At 62.6% G+C, this 17,645-nt stretch carries 21 protein-coding genes; 6 read left to right on the top strand and 15 right to left on the bottom strand.

Features of this window, described 5'->3' with window-relative positions; genetic code table 11:
- Positions 1 to 191: 191 nt before the first annotated feature.
- The 3 genes from trpS to NKJ72_RS04825 all read left to right on the top strand — a co-directional run bounded on the left by trpS (position 192) and on the right by NKJ72_RS04825 (position 2,790).
- The gene (gene trpS / locus NKJ72_RS04835) at positions 192 to 1,268 is read left to right on the top strand and encodes a tryptophan--tRNA ligase (RefSeq protein ID WP_352476057.1); all 1,077 of its coding nucleotides are present in this window, start codon (positions 192 to 194) and stop codon (positions 1,266 to 1,268) included.
- A gap of 183 nt (positions 1,269 to 1,451) precedes the next feature.
- Positions 1,452 to 1,943, top strand: coding sequence for a universal stress protein (locus tag NKJ72_RS04830; protein ID WP_023717912.1), 492 nt, complete (start codon positions 1,452 to 1,454; stop codon positions 1,941 to 1,943).
- A 277-nt stretch (positions 1,944 to 2,220) separates the two neighbouring features.
- Complete coding sequence (locus NKJ72_RS04825) at positions 2,221 to 2,790, top strand: NifU family protein (RefSeq protein ID WP_023676386.1); 570 nt, start codon at positions 2,221 to 2,223, stop codon at positions 2,788 to 2,790.
- Positions 2,791 to 2,951: 161 nt separating this feature from the next.
- Here the strand turns inward: NKJ72_RS04825 and NKJ72_RS04820 are convergent, their stop codons facing one another.
- The 4 genes from NKJ72_RS04820 to NKJ72_RS04805 form a co-directional block, all read right to left on the bottom strand.
- Positions 2,952 to 3,569 (bottom strand): L,D-transpeptidase, encoded by a 618-nt coding sequence (locus tag NKJ72_RS04820; protein ID WP_254816165.1) that lies wholly within the window; start codon positions 3,567 to 3,569, stop codon positions 2,952 to 2,954.
- Positions 3,570 to 3,906: 337 nt separating this feature from the next.
- The gene (locus NKJ72_RS04815; protein ID WP_352476056.1) at positions 3,907 to 4,032 is read right to left on the bottom strand and encodes a hypothetical protein; all 126 of its coding nucleotides are present in this window, start codon (positions 4,030 to 4,032) and stop codon (positions 3,907 to 3,909) included.
- Positions 4,033 to 4,161: a hypothetical protein gene (locus NKJ72_RS04810; RefSeq protein WP_352476055.1), complete on the bottom strand. Its 129-nt coding sequence runs from the start codon at positions 4,159 to 4,161 to the stop codon at positions 4,033 to 4,035. It abuts the gene before it with no gap.
- Between the two features lie 156 nt (positions 4,162 to 4,317).
- A complete protein-coding gene (locus NKJ72_RS04805; RefSeq protein WP_352476054.1) occupies positions 4,318 to 4,644 on the bottom strand; it encodes a GYD domain-containing protein in 327 nt (108 codons plus the stop codon).
- A gap of 153 nt (positions 4,645 to 4,797) precedes the next feature.
- Between NKJ72_RS04805 and NKJ72_RS04800 the strand changes: the two genes are divergently transcribed.
- Both NKJ72_RS04800 and NKJ72_RS04795 read left to right on the top strand, forming a co-directional pair.
- Positions 4,798 to 5,097, top strand: coding sequence for a DUF1330 domain-containing protein (locus NKJ72_RS04800; RefSeq protein WP_352476053.1), 300 nt, complete (start codon positions 4,798 to 4,800; stop codon positions 5,095 to 5,097).
- Positions 5,098 to 5,409: 312 nt separating this feature from the next.
- On the top strand, positions 5,410 to 5,670 hold the full coding sequence (locus tag NKJ72_RS04795; protein ID WP_352476052.1) for a hypothetical protein: 261 nt from the start codon (positions 5,410 to 5,412) through the stop codon (positions 5,668 to 5,670).
- A 241-nt stretch (positions 5,671 to 5,911) separates the two neighbouring features.
- Here the strand turns inward: NKJ72_RS04795 and NKJ72_RS04790 are convergent, their stop codons facing one another.
- From NKJ72_RS04790 to NKJ72_RS04780, 3 genes are all read right to left on the bottom strand, one after another.
- Positions 5,912 to 6,082 carry a hypothetical protein gene (locus NKJ72_RS04790; RefSeq protein ID WP_352476051.1) on the bottom strand — a complete coding sequence of 57 codons (171 nt, stop codon included), beginning with the start codon at positions 6,080 to 6,082 and terminating at the stop codon, positions 5,912 to 5,914.
- Between the two features lie 200 nt (positions 6,083 to 6,282).
- Entirely contained in the window at positions 6,283 to 6,816 is a 534-nt protein-coding gene (locus NKJ72_RS04785; RefSeq protein ID WP_352476050.1) for a hypothetical protein, read from the bottom strand.
- Positions 6,817 to 7,024: 208 nt separating this feature from the next.
- On the bottom strand, positions 7,025 to 7,978 hold the full coding sequence (locus NKJ72_RS04780) for an IS1595 family transposase (protein WP_352476049.1): 954 nt from the start codon (positions 7,976 to 7,978) through the stop codon (positions 7,025 to 7,027).
- A gap of 117 nt (positions 7,979 to 8,095) precedes the next feature.
- Between NKJ72_RS04780 and NKJ72_RS04775 the strand changes: the two genes are divergently transcribed.
- Complete coding sequence (locus NKJ72_RS04775; RefSeq protein WP_352476080.1) at positions 8,096 to 8,596, top strand: MmcB family DNA repair protein; 501 nt, start codon at positions 8,096 to 8,098, stop codon at positions 8,594 to 8,596.
- A gap of 269 nt (positions 8,597 to 8,865) precedes the next feature.
- On the opposite strand, the gene NKJ72_RS04770 is transcribed toward NKJ72_RS04775, so the two are convergent.
- The 8 genes from NKJ72_RS04770 to NKJ72_RS04735 form a co-directional block, all read right to left on the bottom strand.
- Complete coding sequence (locus NKJ72_RS04770; protein WP_352476048.1) at positions 8,866 to 9,228, bottom strand: nuclear transport factor 2 family protein; 363 nt, start codon at positions 9,226 to 9,228, stop codon at positions 8,866 to 8,868.
- An 83-nt stretch (positions 9,229 to 9,311) separates the two neighbouring features.
- Entirely contained in the window at positions 9,312 to 9,785 is a 474-nt protein-coding gene (locus NKJ72_RS04765; RefSeq protein ID WP_352476047.1) for a carboxymuconolactone decarboxylase family protein, read from the bottom strand.
- Between the two features lie 111 nt (positions 9,786 to 9,896).
- A complete protein-coding gene (locus tag NKJ72_RS04760) occupies positions 9,897 to 11,450 on the bottom strand; it encodes an alpha/beta fold hydrolase (RefSeq protein ID WP_352476046.1) in 1,554 nt (517 codons plus the stop codon).
- A 103-nt stretch (positions 11,451 to 11,553) separates the two neighbouring features.
- Complete coding sequence (locus tag NKJ72_RS04755; RefSeq protein WP_352476045.1) at positions 11,554 to 11,859, bottom strand: formate dehydrogenase subunit delta; 306 nt, start codon at positions 11,857 to 11,859, stop codon at positions 11,554 to 11,556.
- A complete protein-coding gene (gene fdhD / locus NKJ72_RS04750) occupies positions 11,849 to 12,679 on the bottom strand; it encodes a formate dehydrogenase accessory sulfurtransferase FdhD (RefSeq protein WP_352476044.1) in 831 nt (276 codons plus the stop codon). Before fdhD ends, NKJ72_RS04755 begins: the two co-directional genes overlap by 11 nt.
- 3 nt (positions 12,680 to 12,682) lie before the next feature.
- Positions 12,683 to 15,595, bottom strand: a complete 2,913-nt coding sequence (fdhF, locus tag NKJ72_RS04745) for a formate dehydrogenase subunit alpha (protein ID WP_352476043.1) — start codon at positions 15,593 to 15,595, stop codon at positions 12,683 to 12,685.
- A gap of 12 nt (positions 15,596 to 15,607) precedes the next feature.
- The gene (locus tag NKJ72_RS04740) at positions 15,608 to 17,164 is read right to left on the bottom strand and encodes a formate dehydrogenase beta subunit (RefSeq protein ID WP_352476042.1); all 1,557 of its coding nucleotides are present in this window, start codon (positions 17,162 to 17,164) and stop codon (positions 15,608 to 15,610) included.
- Positions 17,161 to 17,640, bottom strand: a complete 480-nt coding sequence (locus NKJ72_RS04735; protein WP_352476041.1) for a formate dehydrogenase subunit gamma — start codon at positions 17,638 to 17,640, stop codon at positions 17,161 to 17,163. Before NKJ72_RS04735 ends, NKJ72_RS04740 begins: the two co-directional genes overlap by 4 nt.
- Positions 17,641 to 17,645 lie beyond the last annotated feature (5 nt).

Raw genomic sequence — 17,645 nt, 5'->3', positions numbered from 1 at the left:
ACCCGCCCACCGAGGCGGGTTTTTATTCTGGTCGGCGCCATCCCTCAAACAGCCTTCTGTTCGGCCGACGTCAAAGCCTGCGCGCCCTGGCCAACGCCCCTCTTGATCGTCTCCTCGCTCTCGTCCATAAGCGCGCCGTCGCAAGACTTTCGCCGCGCGCGAAACGGCCCTCCACAAGCCAGGGAAACACCATGACCGATCAGCCCGCCTTCAAACCGCTCGTCTTTTCCGGAGTCCAGCCAACCGGCAATCTGCATCTCGGCAATTATCTCGGCGCCATCAAGAAATTCGTCGCCCTGCAGGACACCTCCGACTGCATCTACTGCGTCGTCGACCTGCATTCGCTGACCGCACAGCTCGTCCATGAGGATCTGCAGGACCAGACGCGGTCGATCACCGCGGCGTTTCTCGCCTCCGGCATCGACCCGACCAAGCACATCGTCTTCAACCAGTCGCGGGTGATGCAGCACGCCGAGCTTGCCTGGATATTCAACTGCGTGGCGCGCATCGGTTGGATGAACCGCATGACGCAGTTCAAGGACAAGGCCGGCAAGGACCGCGAGAACGCCTCGCTCGGCCTGCTCGCCTATCCCTCCCTGATGGCCGCCGATATCCTCGTCTACCGCGCCACCCACGTCCCGGTCGGCGACGACCAGAAGCAGCATCTGGAGCTGACCCGCGACATCGCGCAGAAATTCAACAACGACTTTTCGGACCGCATCGCAGCGCTTGGCGTCGGCGTCGAGATGCAGGTCGGCGAAGAGACGGTGAACGGCTATTTCCCGCTGACCGAGCCGGTCATCGGCGGCCCGGCAGCGCGCATCATGTCGCTGCGCGACGGTTCGAAGAAGATGTCGAAATCCGATCCGTCGGACCTGTCGCGCATCAACCTGACTGACGATGCCGACGCCATCTCGAAGAAGATCCGCAAGGCCAAGACCGACCCGGAGGCTTTGCCCGGCGAACTGGACGGCCTTGCCGGCCGGCCGGAAGCGGAGAACCTCGTCGGCATCTATGCCGGCCTCGCCGAAATATCGAAAGAGGCGGTGCTGCAAGAGTTCGGCGGCCAGCAGTTTTCGGTGTTCAAGCCGGCGCTTGCCGATCTCGCCGTGGAAAAGCTGGCGCCGATCGCCGGTGAGATGCGCCGCATCTCCGGCGACCGCGCCTATGTCGACGCGGTGCTGCGGGATGGCGGCGAGCGTGCCGGCACATTGGCCGAAGCGACCATGAAGACCGTGCGCGACATTATCGGCCTGCTGCAAGGCTGATGCATGTCGCGCAAAGTGTGCAGCGGTTTGCGATAACGACATGCATAAAACAAGAACCTGAAGCGCGTCGCTGGTCGAACGCGACGCGCTTCAAGCCGCACCAATATCGCCACCGCCGCCTGTCGCTTGCGGGCGGGCTGTGGCGGTGGCAGATTGCGACCGAAACCATCGAACAGGGTGAATATGGTCTCCAAACGCCTCAGCCGGGAAGCCGGTCATCGCCGCAAATTCCTGGCGATCATCGACGACACGCCGGAATGCGAGCGCGCCGTCGCCTACGCCTCGAAGCGGGCGCAAAGCACGGGCGGCGTGCTTGTGCTGCTCTATGTCATCGAGCCGGATGATTTTCAGCACTGGCTGGGCGTCGAGAAGATCATGCGCGAGGAGGCGACCGCCACGGCGCGTGCCGCACTCGACAGCTATGCCAACAAGGTGCGCCAGAAGCTCGGCATCGAGCCGGAACTGGTGGTGCGCGAAGGCAAGCCGACCGAAGAGATTCACAAGTTGATCGAGGAAGACCAGGACATCGCCATCCTGGTGCTGGCGGCAGGCGCCGGCAAGGAGGGGCCCGGGCCGCTGGTCGGCGCGGTTGCCGGCAAGGGCGCCGCCTTTCCGATTCCCGTCACGGTTGTGCCGCAGAACCTGTCGGACGAAGAGATCGACAGCCTCGCCTGAGATGCGCTGATATTCAGGTGAGGCCGGCCTGCAATTGGCGGCTTCCTGCGCTTCCGGTGCTCACGTACCAAAGTACGCTCCGCTCCGGTTCTCGGAACCCACCATTTTCGGCTCGGCCTGACCTGAATCTCAACACATCTCCAAGCGTTTCAGGGCGCTAGCAAAACATTCCGCCAGCCAGCCGTTCCCGGCGATGGCTTTCGCTTGAATGTCGGGCGGATAAAGCCTAATTAGAACTATTCCAAACTAGCTGCCCGAAATGGGCACGGAGACGGCCATGTTCATCCAGACCGAGTCGACGCCAAACCCGGCGACGCTGAAATTCCTGCCCGGCAAGGAAGTGCTGCAAGAAGGCACCGCCGATTTCCGCGATGCCGACAGTGCCGCGACGGCTTCGCCGCTGGCCGGCCGGCTGTTCGAGATTCCCGGCGTCACCGGCGTCTTCTTCGGCTATGATTTCATCACTGTGACCAAGGACGGCCCCGACTGGCAGCATCTGAAGCCGGCTATCCTCGGCGCCATTATGGAGCATTTCATGTCCGGCGCCCCGGTGATGGCCAAGGCCGGGCCCGCCGCCGAGACCAGCCAGACCGGCGAATTCTACGACAAGGCCGACGAGGAGCTGGTCGTCACCATCAAGGAGCTGCTCGACACGCGGGTGCGCCCGGCCGTGGCCCAGGATGGCGGCGACATCACCTTCCGTGGCTTCGAGAACGGCACAGTGTTCCTGCACATGAAGGGCGCCTGCGCCGGCTGCCCGTCGTCCACGGCGACGCTGAAGCACGGCATCCAGAACCTGCTCCGGCACTTTGTGCCGGAAGTGCAGCACGTCGAACAGGTCTCCTGACGCGCCGTTCCATCGTCAACATCGATAGACAACAAAAAACCGGGCAAAAATGCCCGGTTTTCTGTTTGCGACGTCTGTGTGTTGCCTAGACGGTCCGCGTATAAAGCTCTTCTTGTTTGACCATGGTTTTGTCCGAAATCCCACTTTTCGGGATCATGGTCTTACAGAACGATGACCTTGGCGCCGACCGAGGTGCGGTCGTAGAGGTCGATAATGTCCTGGTTCATTAGCCGGATGCAGCCCGACGACATCGCCTTGCCGATCGAATTCCATTCCGGGCTGCCATGCAGGCGGTAGCCCATGTCGCCGCCTTTGTTGAACAGGTACATGGCGCGCGCGCCGAGCGGGTTCTTCAACCCCGGCTCCATGCCGCCGGCGAACTTGGCCAACTCCGGCTGCCGCTTGATCATCTGCGAAGGCGGTGTCCAGGTCGGCCATTCGCGCTTCAGCGCGATACGGGCGGTGCCGTGCCATTCGAAACCCTCACGGCCGACGCCGATGCCGTAGCGCATCGCCTGGCCGTCGCCCATGACGAAGTAGAGAAACTTGTTCTGCGTATCGACGATAATGGTGCCCGGCTTTTCCTTGGTGTCGTAGTCGACGATCTGCCGGCGGTATTTGAACGGCACCTTTTCGATCGGAACGCGCGGCAGGTGATAGCCGGCATCGGTCACCGCGCCGTAATTGTTAGTGAAGATCTGCGAGCCGATGGTGCTGCAACCGGCGACAGCCGTCGACAGCGCCAGGGCCGCGACGATTGCAAGTGACTTCATGCGCATGAAAAGGTCCGATGCCCTGCCCAAACTACAGCGGCTCGAGTCGGCCGCTTTTTCATCTTCATTCATGCTGGCATTTGCTTTGCTTGCCAAGCGGGCGATGCCTATATCCTTGGGCTTGCGTGCTGGTAAACCTGCGACTATGGTATTTCGGCAACAGCCCCCGCAGGATTATGTTGCAAAATCAATGGGCCAAGAACAAGAACCAGGAGACGAGGACATCACCGTGAATGTCGGTGACGCTGCCTGGCGCTCCGGCCTGCGGCCAAGACCATACGTTGCTACGAGGAGATCGGCCTGAGACGCGGCCGCTGCAGGAGATAATCCTGACGGGCCGGGTTCAATAAAGGACGCCGCGAAGCACGGTCCAAGCCAGAAGCCCGAACGTGCCAATCACCACCAATGCGCCAAGGACCGTGCCGATCGTTTCAGGCAGTCCATCGGGGCGACCAGGATCGTCGGCCATTCAACTATCGATCATGACGTAAGCGGCACCAAACACGGCAACGATGATTGCCCCAAGCACCGCCCATCCTCTGATGGCTGAGCGGATTTCCTCCGGCGTCGCTGATTTCCGGACGTCATCTTCCGTCATCTAATGCTCCTCGTAGAATCCGTGGTCGACATTGAAAGCGCAAGCTGCCGGCGCTGCCAAGAGCCGCAGCGGATTTTGCGCAAAAGTTTAGCGACGGGCGCCGTTCGCGAGCAAGCGTTACTTAGCCTTCCACACTACGCAAAGCGCGGGCGGCGGTCACGATCCCGGTGGGCGATACCGGATAGACTTCGCTTTCCCAAGCGCTTCCATCGTCTCTTCGACACTTAGCAGCACGGTGGTCTCGTATGAGCTGAGTGCGCCTCCCGCACCGATGGCCAGCATGACCGATGCCATCGACACGTTGTCCGGCGCCTCCCACAGGTTCCAGCCATCGTACTCTCCGAAGGCATACCAGAACCCGTGCAGCTTTCCGCCGACCGACTCGATGTAGGAACGGGCAGCCTCGCGTCTATCCTCGGGATTATCCATCAAGCGCGCCCAGGTTTCGGGCCTGTAGCTGAATCGCGTGAGATACATCGGCATGGTTCGTCTCCTCCCAGAGCTGCCCCCAACGAAGACAGTTAAGCGCCCCAATTCGGGAGAACGCGAGTCGTTTCCGAGGCGTAGTACCGCTGGCTTAGTTGCGGGGCCGCTAATAGACCTGTTTCAATTGCCTTCCCAAGGGGAGTAAGGTCAATGGCCGCATATCTCATTGCTGATGTAGATATAACCGACGCCGCCGTTTTCGAGGAATACCGCCGGGATGTGCCGGCAACCGAAGCCCGCTATGGGGGGAGGTACATCGCTCGCGGCGGGGCCACCAAGGTTCTGGAAGGCGATTGGGAACCTCACCGCCTCGTCATTGTCGAATTCCCGGACATGGCTTCCCTCCTGGCATGGTACGACTCTCCAGAATACGGCCGCCTCAAAGCCATCCGCGAACGCTGCGCAAAGACGAGGATCATTGCCCTGGAGGGCTTGATGCCGGTTAGTTAAGCCGGGCTTGTCAATTGGATAAATCACCCCGAAAAAGGCGATTATCTGGTTGACAAACCCAACGGGAAATAGGAATGTATGCCTGACAGGCCGGCAACTCAACAGCGATACTGTGTTCGCGGATGGAACCTGTGAGAGACTTCACGGTTTCGTAAGCATGGATATGGCAGCATGTCGCTCATTCGCAGTTGCGAAAATGTTTGCTGCGATGCACAAAATCCCCCATATTGTGCGCGATACGATGTTCGCATACACTCCGACGATAAACGCAAGGGAGGACTTCCCCGGCCGAACGTCGGAGAAGGAGCGTTAATGATGGACAAGACCACTATTCGGATCGTCGTCTTTAAGGACGGGGATCACTATATTGCCCAAGCCTTAGAGGTCGATATCGCGGCTCAAGGAATTACCCCGGAGGAGGCTTCGCGCCGCCTTGATATCGCGCTAAATGCGGAAGCCCGCGATGCGAAAGCCGATGGCCGCAACTTGCTCGACCTAGGACCAGCGCCTGAGACTGTTCGGGTCCTTTACGAGGACCGCGTGGTCAGCCGCGAACAGAAGATGGTCGCGTAACGGGTGGCAACCCTCGGCCAGTACATGTTCTGGCTGAAGTCTCAAGGTGGTGGAACCTGTCGTTCCGGCTTCAAGCGGACCAGGATATCGGCATGGTCCCCGTGACCAAGATGGTATCCAAGGACGGGTTCTATGTTGTCTACCCCGGCAACGATCAGAGCGAAGAGCTATCACCATACATGATCGAGTACTTCGACCGCCGCTTGCGCGTTATCTCGCCCTTTCGGTCGGTCCCCCGCGCCTAGTCCTTAGACTGCTCACGCTCGCGCCGCACAAACTCTTTTATCTGTTCGGGCGTGAGTTTCTTGGCTTTGGCGATCTTCTGCACCACGGCTTCGAAAGCGGCGTCGGACTGATCGGTTTTCAGTTCCCGTGCCGCTTCGCGAAACTTCTCGATCTGCGTCTTGTCCACTGGCTTAGGCATAGGAATATAGACTCCGAGTCGTGCGCATGCTAAACGAATGGGCGGGGATCACTCCCCGCCCAAACTCTATCTTATGGCACGCGGTCGCGAATAGCCCGCCGCGTGCGGTTCAAGGTGGAGCATGGAAACTCCAGTCCCCCGGGAACTACCAGTACCGGGTCTGGCCGCCGTATCAAGCGGAAGTTCACTCATGATTCCCAAGGGATGGGATCATGAGTCTCGATTGGAGAACTGTCGGGTTCTCCGGTGATTTGCGAAGACGTGGCCGACCTATCATCGGTCACGTCTTTTTTCATTTCCACAGAGGGTCCGGCGCTGTCACCCCATTCCGCCAAGCCATATCCTCCAAGCTCGCGAATGTTATTGAAGCGGTCAGAAGTGCTTAGCGTAGATGCCAACGCCTTCGATGGCACAGCGCCGCCAATCACGATGCCAGCCTTCTCCACTATGGCGAACAGTTCACCAGACGAAGCACGACGGCCAGTGTCACTTAAATGACGCCAGACAGCACGCTCCACATCCTCGCGCTTTGAAAGACGAGCCCGAACCCTAGGAGGGAATCGGACCGGCGCATTGTATTCTTCACTCTCTTTCGGCGATCCGCGCAGTAGAGCGATAACCTGCCGAACAGTACGCAACCTAAGAAAGGTTGGATTGGACTCCAACTCCTTCAAGAGGTCTGTCTCTTCGGCTTCTGCCGCGGCAAGGAGAGAATCGGACATAACAGGAACCTTTTCTGGTTCTGTCCGGCATACTGCGACTCTGGCGCAGCGTCAATAGCCAGAACCAGAATGGCAGAACGAATTCACAGAACTTGATTCTGGAAAGGCAGAAGCCTGTATTGCCAAAGGCTTGTGTGGTTAACGCCGTCGGTAGCGCCATAGCGGAAGTTCTAGCTGAACCGCCCTGCGGAAATGCCGCCGCTTGTCGTCAAGCAGGTCTATGATAAGTCAGGCGCTTGCCAGCGGCGCCCCTCAAGGCGATGAACGCGCGGGTGCCGTCATCAACGCCCATCGCAATCCGGTTCGAATAGCGGAAGTCGAATTCGGCAAGGTAGCGATGCAGATGGTGTTCGGCGCAATGCTGATAGACGCCCTTCATGCCGCGCTTGAAGATTGAATAGAAGCCTTCGACCGTGTTGGTGTGGATGGTCTTTTCGCCTTCGTAGCGAACGTATTCGTCTTTGGAATGCGTGACGACATCGTGCGAGGCGAATTCCTGGCCCACGCGGCGATACATACCAGCCTCGTCAGTCATCAAGGCGCTTTCCTTGGCGATGTTGGCGCGAACGATTGGCATGACCGTACCAATGCGGGCGGTATCGACGTGGAAGGAGCGGGCGCGGCCACCACGCTCGACAAGCGTAACGACAGTGTTCTTGTGAGCGCCGCCGCCGCGCTTAACGGTCGTGCCAGACAGGCGACCGGTGTAGGTTTCGTCAACCTCGACGGTCTTGCCGTTGCCGCCAAGCGGGGAGAGATCGCCAGAAGCCATTGCAAGGCGAATGCGGTGGCACAGGAACCAAGCGGCTTCATAGGTGCATTCGAGTATGCGGTGCATCTGATGGGCACTGATACCCTTCTTAGAGGCGCACATGAGATGAATAGCCTGTAGCCACTTGGTCAGTGGCAAATGGCTTTCCTCGAAGATCGAACCCATGCGGACTGTGAACTGCGAACGACAAGCGCCGCATTTATAGAGACCGTGACGCTCAACGCCGTTCGGATTTTTCTTGGACGGCTTGGTGCGGACGCCCTTCAATTTGTAGTGCTTGTCCACGGAACCGCACTTCGGGCAAACCGGACCATTCGGCCACAAGATCGCCTCGACGTGCTCGAAAGCCTTGGCTTCGTCGTGGAATTCGGGGCGGGACAGGACGGACATGGAGAAAGTTCCTAAGTTGTTGGAATCTTTCTACCTCTCTGGTTTGGGTTTGTCAACCATATAATCGCCCCGAAAAACCGGGTTCAAACCGTGAACAAAATCTGGCATGGTGCGGCCATGCCGATCATCTCACCGATTCCCCTCAACCCGCTCATCGACGGCCGCCAGTCGGAGCGTGCCATGCTGGTCAGGCGTGGCGTGCAGCGTCTGCTCAAGGACATGGGCGCGCATGTCTTGCCCGAACTGTCGCTGGCCACCGGGCGGCGCGCCGATCTCGTGGCGCTGACCCGCCAGGGCGACATCTGGATCATCGAGATCAAATCCTCGCTCGAGGATTTCAGGGTCGACCGCAAATGGCCGGACTACCGGGTGCATTCCGACCGCTTGTTCTTCGCCACCCATCCCGGCGTACCCCAGGAAATCTTTCCGGAAGAATGCGGCTTCATTCTCTCCGACGGCTATGGTGCCGAGATTTTGCGCGATGCGCCCGAGCACCGCATGGCGGCGGCAACACGCAAGGCGCTGATGCTGAGGATCGCGCGCGCCGGTGCCGCGCGGCTGCTGGCGGCGGAACTTGCCGGTGTGTCGGTGCCGGCGCTGGAGGGTGAAAGCGAGTAGGATTTCGTTCGCCGTAATGGAGGGTTGCGCTACCCGGCTGCCGCAACCTGCTCCCGTGCACCGCAGCGGATTCTTGCGACGAAGACCCCCACCCCTAGCCCCTCCCCACAAGGGGGAGGGGAACTTCGCAGCGGCAGCGCCACTTAGCATTAACTTCGACAATTCTAGCCGAAACAGCAGCGGCATCGTCTCCCTCCCCCTTGTGGGGAGGGGTTAGGGGTGGGGTACGCGGCCTGGAAAATGCCCATCTGGTACCGAACATGGCCGCCTCACTCGTCCCACGCCTGCACGACGGTCTGCCGCGCGATCTGGCCGTTCTTCAGCTCCAGCATCGCCGCGCAGAACACCTTGGTCCCGTCCGGATAAGCGCACGCCTGGGTGAAGGCGAGATTGTTGCCGTCGGCGATGGTGGTGTCGACCTTGTGGGTCATCGCCCGGCTGCAGATGTCATCCCAGAACGTGGTGATCGCCGCGCGCCCGCGGATCTCGCGCGGCTTGCTCGGCGGGTTGTTGCGGTCGATCACCCGCACCAATGCGTCGTCGGTATAGAAGCTCGCCAGCAATTTTCCATCACGGCCCTCGATTGCCTTCTTGATCGCCGCGCCGTCTACCGCCTGTGTCTTGGTCAGCATTTTGTCCTCCATGGGCCCGTCTTGACGATCGGGCGGTTGCTTGATCAGCCGCTGCCCGGCGCTCGCCGCCGGGCAGCGGTTTTTCACTGCGACTTCGCCTTGACGGCCGCGAACACCTCATCGGACTGCTTCTTGAAGGTGGCGAGATCGATCTGGCTGCCGTTGAGCATCGTCGACCAGTGGCGCACGATCGCGGCCATCGCCACCGCCTCCTTGATTTCCTCGTCGCTGGCGCCATTGAGCTTGGCCGCCTGCGTGTGGAAATAGATGCAGTACTGGCAGGGGATCTGCGAGGCGACGGCGAGGCCCATCAATTCCTTGGTCTTGCCGTCGAGCGCGGTTTTCGGGTTGAGCTGCACGCCCTTGATCTCGGCCCAGGCGCCGGCGACAGCGACGTCCGGCAGCGTCTTGAACATGTCCGGCACCGAGCCGAGCGTGGCCTGGATATCCTTGTAGGCGGCCGTCGCCGAGGCGTCCTCGGCCTTGGCAGGAACTATCGCCAGCAGCGCGCCAACGCCTGCCGCCAGCACCAGCGATTTGAGTGTCGACTTCAGCATTTTATTACTCCCTTCGCAGCGCCTTTCCCGGCGATATCCGCCTGGCCTGCATGGGACGAAGTGATAGCGCTCAGGCATGCCCAACCGCTTCGCCCGAAAGTGCCATGGCTTCTATGGCCCGTGCGGGCCAGCGTGCCGGGCCGAGAACGCCGCTGCCGCCGCCCGCGACGGCAGGTCCAGCTTGAGCAGAATATTGGCGACGTGGCGCTTGACCGTGTGTTCGCTCAGCCCGAGTTCGGCGGCGATTGCGGCATTGCTCTTGCCGTCGGCAATAAGGTTCACCACCTCGCTTTCGCGCGCCGTCAGTGCGGCCGGCTCGGCAGCCTTGGCCTTCGGCCGGAAGGTCGGCTCCAGATGCTGTTCCGAGGTCGCCTGCACCAACGCCAGCGGCTCATCCAGCTCGTCAAGTGCGATGCGTTCGGCGTCATTGAAATGAAGGCCTGAACCGGCCGCGAGGTCGGCGACCAGCCGCGATGCGATTATGTCGTCGCGCCCGGCATGGGCGGCAAGCTGCATCGTCACGCGCGCAGTCAATCCCGTCGGCGGCCCACGCAACTCGACCTCGCCGACATGCACGCCCTGCGCGCTGGCGACGCCGATTTCCTGCGCCGCATCGCGCAGCGCCGCCGCGCAGCGTACGGCCCGCGCCGGGCCGTCGAAGCGCGCCATCATCAGCTCGCCATGCGTGCCGGCCGGGCGGCCGCCATGGCGCCCGACCAGCAGGCGCCATGTTTCCTGAAAACGCTGGCTGCGCTCGCCCCACATGCGGTCGCCAAGCCGCGCCGTGTCGTAGATCCGGGTGACGAGCAGTGCAGCCAGCACGCGCTCGGCCTCGGCAACGGCGCGCGCTCCGGTCAGGAATTCCTCGATCACATCGGCCACCCGGTCGACATCGCCGGTCCAGATCGGGTGGTCGCGCCCGGGCACCTCGACCAATCGCGAATTCGGGATCTTCCTTGCCAGGAAGCGGCTGGCCTCCGGGTCGACGCGTGCATCGTTTCGGCGGTGGACCAGCAGCGTCGGCGCGCTGATCGCCGCCAGCACGCCGCGCACGTCGATTGCTGCATTCATGCGGGCCAGGGCGATTGCCGCCGTCGGGCTCGCCGACAGCCGCTCGAAGCGCGCCCACCAAGTGGCGAAACGCGGATCGTCGACGCGACCAGGCGCGAAATGCGGCAGGGTGGCGCCGGTGCCCCATGCGGTCTCCGCCGTCGCGATGAAGGCCTCGAGGCGTTCCGGCGGCATCACCCATTTGTGGAAATGGGCATAGCCGCCATAAAGCGCCAGCGCCCGCGTCCGCTCCGGGTAGGTGGCGGCGAACAGCATTGCCATCGGCGCGCCTTCCGAAGCGCCGAGCAAGGCGGCGCGGCCGCTGCCGGTCGCATCCATCACGGCGCGCACATCGTCCATGCGGGTTTCGAGGCTGGGCAGGTGGTGGACATCGACGCGGTCGGACAGGCCGGTGCCGCGCTTGTCGAACAGGATCAGCCGTGAGAACGCGGAAAGCCGCCTCAACAGCCGGCTGTAGCCCTCGTCTTCCCAGTGCAGGTCGAGATTGGAAATGAAACCCGGCACGAAGACGAGATCGAGCGATCCCTGGCCGACCACCTGATAGGCGATCCGCACGTCGCCGCTGAGCGCGTAGCGAGTTTCGATCGGCCTCACGAGTTGTCCGCCCGACCCGACGATTTCTTGTCGGCGATCATAGCAGAGCCACGCAGCTTGCGGCAGATGAAACTTTAGCGCGAGTGAATGTGGGCCCGCGACGCTACTTCTGTGACGCGGCGGTCTCGGTGTTCGCTCCGCCGACGCTAAAACCTGAGCCCTCCGGCGCGCCCGGCCGCTTGATGTGCGGCGCGGCCGCGACGACAAGCTCGTTGAAACCTTCGCCGCCGCTGTCAAGCATCTCGAACAATTGCCGGCGCATTCTCGGCTCCCAGAACTTGTTGATGTGCTCGGCGACGCCGGCAATGCCTTGCTCGCGCGGCTTGGAGTGGAAAAAGGCGGCGATCTGGTTGGCCATGCGAACCAGCTTTTCGCTGGTGCTCATGAGGTGGCCTTCGTCATGCGACATGCTTGGCAACTCCGGAAACCACGCGGTCAGGATGGGTGAAAATATCGAAATCGTCGCCGCGCACCAGCGCCACCAGCGTCATGCCGGCCTCGTCCGCGGTGCGGATGGCAAGTGCGGTCGGCGCCGAGACGGCGATGATGACGGCCGAACCGATCGCCGCAGTCTTCTGCACCATCTCGACCGAAACGCGCGACGTGACGACGACGGCACCGCTGGCGCCGTCGATACCGGCCCTGGCCAGCGCGCCGGCCAGCTTGTCCAGCGCATTGTGGCGGCCGACATCCTCGCGCGCCATGACGACGCCCTTGTCGGGAAGGTAAAAACCGGCGGCGTGGACGGCACCGGTTTCGGCGTGCAGCGGCTGCACCTTCGACAGCAGCTTGACCGAACGGACGATGTCGTTGGCCTGAAGCGTAAGTGTTGACGCACCGACCGAGTTTACCGAGCGCATCGCCTCCTCGATCGATTCGATGCCGCACAACCCGCAGCCGACCGGGCCGGCCAGCCGTCTGCGCCGCGCTTCGAAGCGGGTGTTGGCCTGGTCCTTCAGCCGGATCTGGATGTCGATGCCGGCGCCGTGATCCTCGACCTCGATGGCTTCGATTTCGTCCGGCGAGGCAATGATGCCTTCGGTCAGCGAGAAGCCGAGCGCGAAATCCTCGAAATCGGCCGGGCTTGCCATCATCACCGCATGCGTGGTGCCGGCAAAGGAGAACGCCACCGGCGTCTCTTCCGGCACCATCCGGTTGGCGGCCGCGGTGCCGCCCGCGCGGCGCGCCAGCCGCGAGATCTGCGCAATGGCTTTGCGGCGCGCGGTCAAGGACTACTCCGCCGCTTCCAACTTCGCGATACGGCGGCTTTGCTTTGCCTGCTCGTCATAGTCGCGCTGCCATTCCGACGGGCCGTTGGACGCGCCCACCTGCACTGCGGTCACCTTGTATTCCGGGCAGTTGGTCGCCCAGTCGGAGAAGTCGGTGGTGATGACGTTGGCCTGGGTGTCGGGATGGTGGAAGGTCGTATAGACGACGCCTGGCGACACCCGCTCGGTGATCAGCGCGCGCAGCGTCGTCTCGCCGGAGCGGCTGGTCAGCCGCACCCAGTCGCCGTCGCGCAGGCCGCGATTTTCGGCATCGTGCGGATGGATCTCCAGCCGGTCCTCGCTATGCCAGACCACGTTCTCGGTACGCCGGGTCTGCGCGCCGACATTGTATTGCGACAGGATGCGGCCGGTGGTCAGCAGCAGCGGGAAGCGCGGCCCGGTCCTTTCGTCGGTCGCGACGTATTCGGTGCGGATGAACTTGCCTTTGCCGCGCACGAAGCCGCCAATATGCATGATCGGCGTGCCCTCCGGCGACTTCTCGTTGCAGGGCCACTGCACCGAGCCCACTCTGTCGAGGAGGTCGAAGGAAACGCCGGCGAAGCTCGGCGTCGTCTTGGCGATCTCGTCCATGATCTGCGACGGATGCGTGTAGGTCCAGCCGAGGCCGAGCGCCTTGGCGAGCTCCTGCGTCGTTTCCCAGTCGGCATAGCCGCATTTCGGCTCCATCACCTTGCGCACCATGTTGATGCGGCGCTCGGCATTGGTGAAGGTGCCATCCTTCTCGAGGAAGGTCGAGCCGGGCAGGAAGACATGCGCGTAATTGGCCGTCTCGTTGAGGAAGAGATCGTGCACGACCACGCATTCCATCGCCGCCAGTCCGGCGGCGACATGCTTGGTGTCGGGGTCGGACTGCAGGATATCCTCGCCCTGCACATAGAGCCCCTTGAACGAACCGTCGACGGCTGCATCCAGCATATTGGGGATGCGCAGGCCAGGCTCGTCGTCGAGCTTGACGCCCCACAGGCTCTCATAGATCGCGCGCACCGCGTCGCCTGAAATGTGGCGATAGCCGGGAAGCTCGTGCGGGAACGAGCCCATATCGCAGGAGCCCTGCACATTGTTCTGGCCGCGCAGCGGGTTCACGCCGACGCCCGGCCGGCCGATATTGCCGGTCGCCATGGCGAGGTTGGCAATGGCGATGACGGTGGTCGAGCCCTGGCTGTGCTCGGTCACGCCGAGGCCGTAATAGATCGCGCCGTTGCCGCCGCGGGCGTAGAGCCGGGCCGCGCCGCGTATGTCGTCGGGATCGACATTGGCAAGCTGGCCGACGACCTCCGGGCTGTTTTCCGGCAGTGCCACGAACGACGCCCAGTCCTGGAACTCGTCCCAGTCGCAGCGCTCGCGGATGAAGGCCCCATCGAACAGGCCTTCGGTGACGATGACATGGGCAAGTGCCGTCAGCATGGCGACGTTGGTGCCCGGCTTCAGTGGTAGATGGTACTGAGCCTCGACATGGGCCGAGCGTACGATGTCGGTGCGGCGCGGATCGAGCACGATCAGCTTGGCGCCCTGGCGCATGCGCTTTTTCATGCGCGAAGCGAACACCGGATGCGCATCGGTCGGATTGGCGCCGATCAGCAGGATGACGTCCGTCTGCTCGATCGAATCGAAGTCCTGCGTGCCGGCTGAGGTGCCGAAGGTCTGGCCGAGACCATAGCCGGTCGGCGAATGGCAGACCCGGGCGCAGGTGTCGACATTGTTGTTGCGGAAGCCCTGCCGGACAAGCTTCTGGACGAGGTAGGTCTCCTCGTTGGTGCAGCGCGAGGAGGTGATGCCGCCGATCGAGGTGCGGCCGTACTGGTATTGGATGCGGCGGAATTCGTTCGCCGTGTGGGTGAGCGCCTCTTCCCACGACACTTCGCGCCACGGATCGCTGACCCGCTCGCGGATCATCGGCTTCAGGATCCGGTCCTTGTGCGTCGCATAGCCATAGGCGAAGCGGCCCTTGACGCAGGAGTGGCCGTGGTTGGCCTTGCCTGCCTTGTAGGGCATCATGCGAATGACCTCGTCGCCCTTGACCTCGGCCTTGAACGAGCAGCCGACGCCGCAATAGGCGCAGGTGGTGACGGTCGAGCGCTCGGGCAGGCCTTTCGCCAGTACGGTCTTCTCCCTCAGCGCATCGGTCGGGCAGGCCTGCACGCAGGCCCCGCACGACACGCACTCGGAATCGACGAACGCCTCGTGCATGCCGGCCGAGACCCTGGATTCGAAGCCGCGGCCCTCGATGGTCAGCGCGAACGTGCCCTGTACCTCCTCGCAGGCGCGCACGCAGCGCGAGCAGACGATGCATTGCGCCGGATCGTAGGTGAAATAGGGGTTGGATTCATCGCGGGCGATATAGTCGATGGTCAGGGAGCCATGGCCGGGCGCCACGCCGTTTTCCTGCTTGACGTGGTTGCGCCCGTCCACGCCATAGCGGTTCTCGGTCAGGCCGACCGTCCTGACGACCTTGTCGAACTCGCTGGCGCCGGTGCCGGCCTTCTCGCCCCACGCCACCGGGTGGTCAGAGACGTAGAGTTCCATCACGCCGCGGCGAATGGCGTTCAGCCGGTCGCTGTGTGTGTGCACGACCATGCCCTCGCCGACCGGCGTCGTGCACGAGGCCGGCGTGCCGCCGCGCCCGTCGATCTCGACGAGGCAGACCCGGCAGGAGCCAAACGAATCCAGCATGTCGGTTGCGCAGAGCTTCGGGATTTCAACGCCCGCTTCCATAGAAGCGCGCATGATCGAGGTGCCCGCCGGCACCGTCACCGACTTGCCGTCGACTGTCAGCGTTACCTGCTGTTCGGCTTCGGAGGCGGGTGTGCCGTAGTCTATTTCCTGGACCAGCGATTTGATGTCGAATGCCGCGTTCATGCCTGTCCGCTCCTATTCCGCTGCTTCGGCGACCGGCGTCGGCCGAAAGTCGTCCGGGAAATGGTTGAGTGCACTCATCACTGGATATGGGGTGAAGCCGCCGAGAGCGCAAAGCGAGCCGAACTTCATCGTGTTGCAAAGGTCGGTGACCAGCGCGATCTGCTTTTCCGGTTCGATGTTCTGGGCGAGCCGGTCCAGCACCTCGACGCCGCGCGTCGAGCCGATGCGGCACGGCGTGCACTTGCCGCAGCTTTCGATAGCGCAGAATTCCATGGCAAAGCGTGCCTGCTTCAGCATGTCGGCGCTGTCGTCGAAAACGACGATGCCGGCATGGCCGATCAGCCCGTCCTTGGCGGCAAACGCTTCGTAGTCGAACGGCGTGTCGAACAGGGCACGCGGGAAATAGGCGCCGAGCGGGCCACCCACTTGCACCGCCTTGACCGGACGCCCGGTCGCCGTGCCGCCGCCGATATCGTCGACGATCTCACCCAGCGTCATGCCGAACGCCGCCTCGTAGAGACCGGGATATTTGACGTTGCCGGCAATCTGGATCGGGATGGTGCCGCGCGAACGGCCCGTGCCGAAATCCTTGTAGAAGGCGGCGCCCTTGTCCATGATCACCGGCACCGAGGCCAGCGAGATGACGTTGTTGATCACCGTCGGCTTGCCGAACAGGCCCTTGTGCGCCGGCAGTGGCGGTTTGGCCCGCACCTGTCCGCGCTTGCCTTCGAGGCTGTCGAGCAGCGCCGTCTCCTCGCCGCAAACATAGGCGCCGGCGCCGACGCGGACTTCCATGTCGAATGAATTGGCCGAGCCGAGCACATTGACGCCGAGCACGCCGGCCTTGCGGGCGATCTCGACGGCCTTCTGCATCACCGCCACCGCATGCGGATATTCGGAGCGGATATAGATGAACCCCTTCGTCGCGCCGGTGGCGATGCCGGCGATCGCCATGCCTTCGATCAGCACGAAAGGGTCGCCTTCCATGATCATGCGGTCGGCGAACGTGCCGGAATCGCCTTCATCGGCATTGCAGACGATGTATTTGCGGTCGGCCGACGTATCGAGCACCGTCTTCCATTTGATGCCGGTCGGGAAGCCGGCGCCGCCACGACCGCGCAGCCCGGACTCGGTCACCTGCTTGACGATGTCGGCCGGCGTCATCGCCACTGCATTCTGCAAGCCGTTCAGCCCGCCATGCGCCTTGTAGTGATCGAGCGACAGCGGATCGGTGACGCCGCAGCGCGCAAAGGTCAACCGCGTCTGCCTGGCCAGGAATGGGATCTTGTCGGGAGCGCCGAGCCAGCGCTTGTGGTGACCGCCGGTGAGGAAGCCGCAGTCGAACAGGCTTTTGACGTCGGATGGCTTCACCGGCCCATAGGCGATACGGCCATTGGCCGTTGCCACCTCGACCATCGGCTCGAGGAAATAGGCGCCGCGCGAGCCGTTGCGCACGATCTTGGCCTCGATGCCGCGCTCGGCCAATTCCGCCCGAACCGCTTTGGCGACCTTTTCCGCGCCCAGCGCCAGCGCGCCGGAATCGCCGGGAATATAGATACGCGGGATCATGAGCGCACCTCAGCAACGATTTCATTGAGCTTTTCGTCGTCGAGCCGCCCGATCACCTCGCCGTCCAGCATCGCCGACGGCGAGCAGGCGCAAAGGCCGAGGCAATAGACCGGCTCCAGCGTCACCGAACCGTCGCGGGTTGTCTCGTGGAAGCCTATGCCCAGCAACGATTTGAGCCTGGCGGCAATCGCATCCGAACCCATCGACTGGCAGGCTTCCGCCTGGCAGAGCTTCAGCACATGCCGGCCGGCCGGCTGGCAGCGATAATCGTGATAGAAGGTGACGACGCCATGCACCTCGGCCCTGGAGATGTTCAGCGCCTCGGCGATGACCGGCAGCGCGTCCTGCGGCACATGGCCGAACTCTTCCTGTATGCCGTGCAGGATCGGCAACAGCGGGCCTTCGAGGCCTTTCAACTCGTGGATGATCGCCGCGGTGCGCGATGCGATCTCGGTACTTGCAGGCTGCATCGTCATGCAGC

Source organism: Mesorhizobium sp. M0045 (assembly GCF_040323385.1).
Taxonomy (GTDB): Bacteria; Pseudomonadota; Alphaproteobacteria; order Rhizobiales; family Rhizobiaceae; genus Mesorhizobium.
Note: the sequence above shows the minus strand (reverse complement) of the source record. Positions and strands in the feature narration are given on the sequence as shown.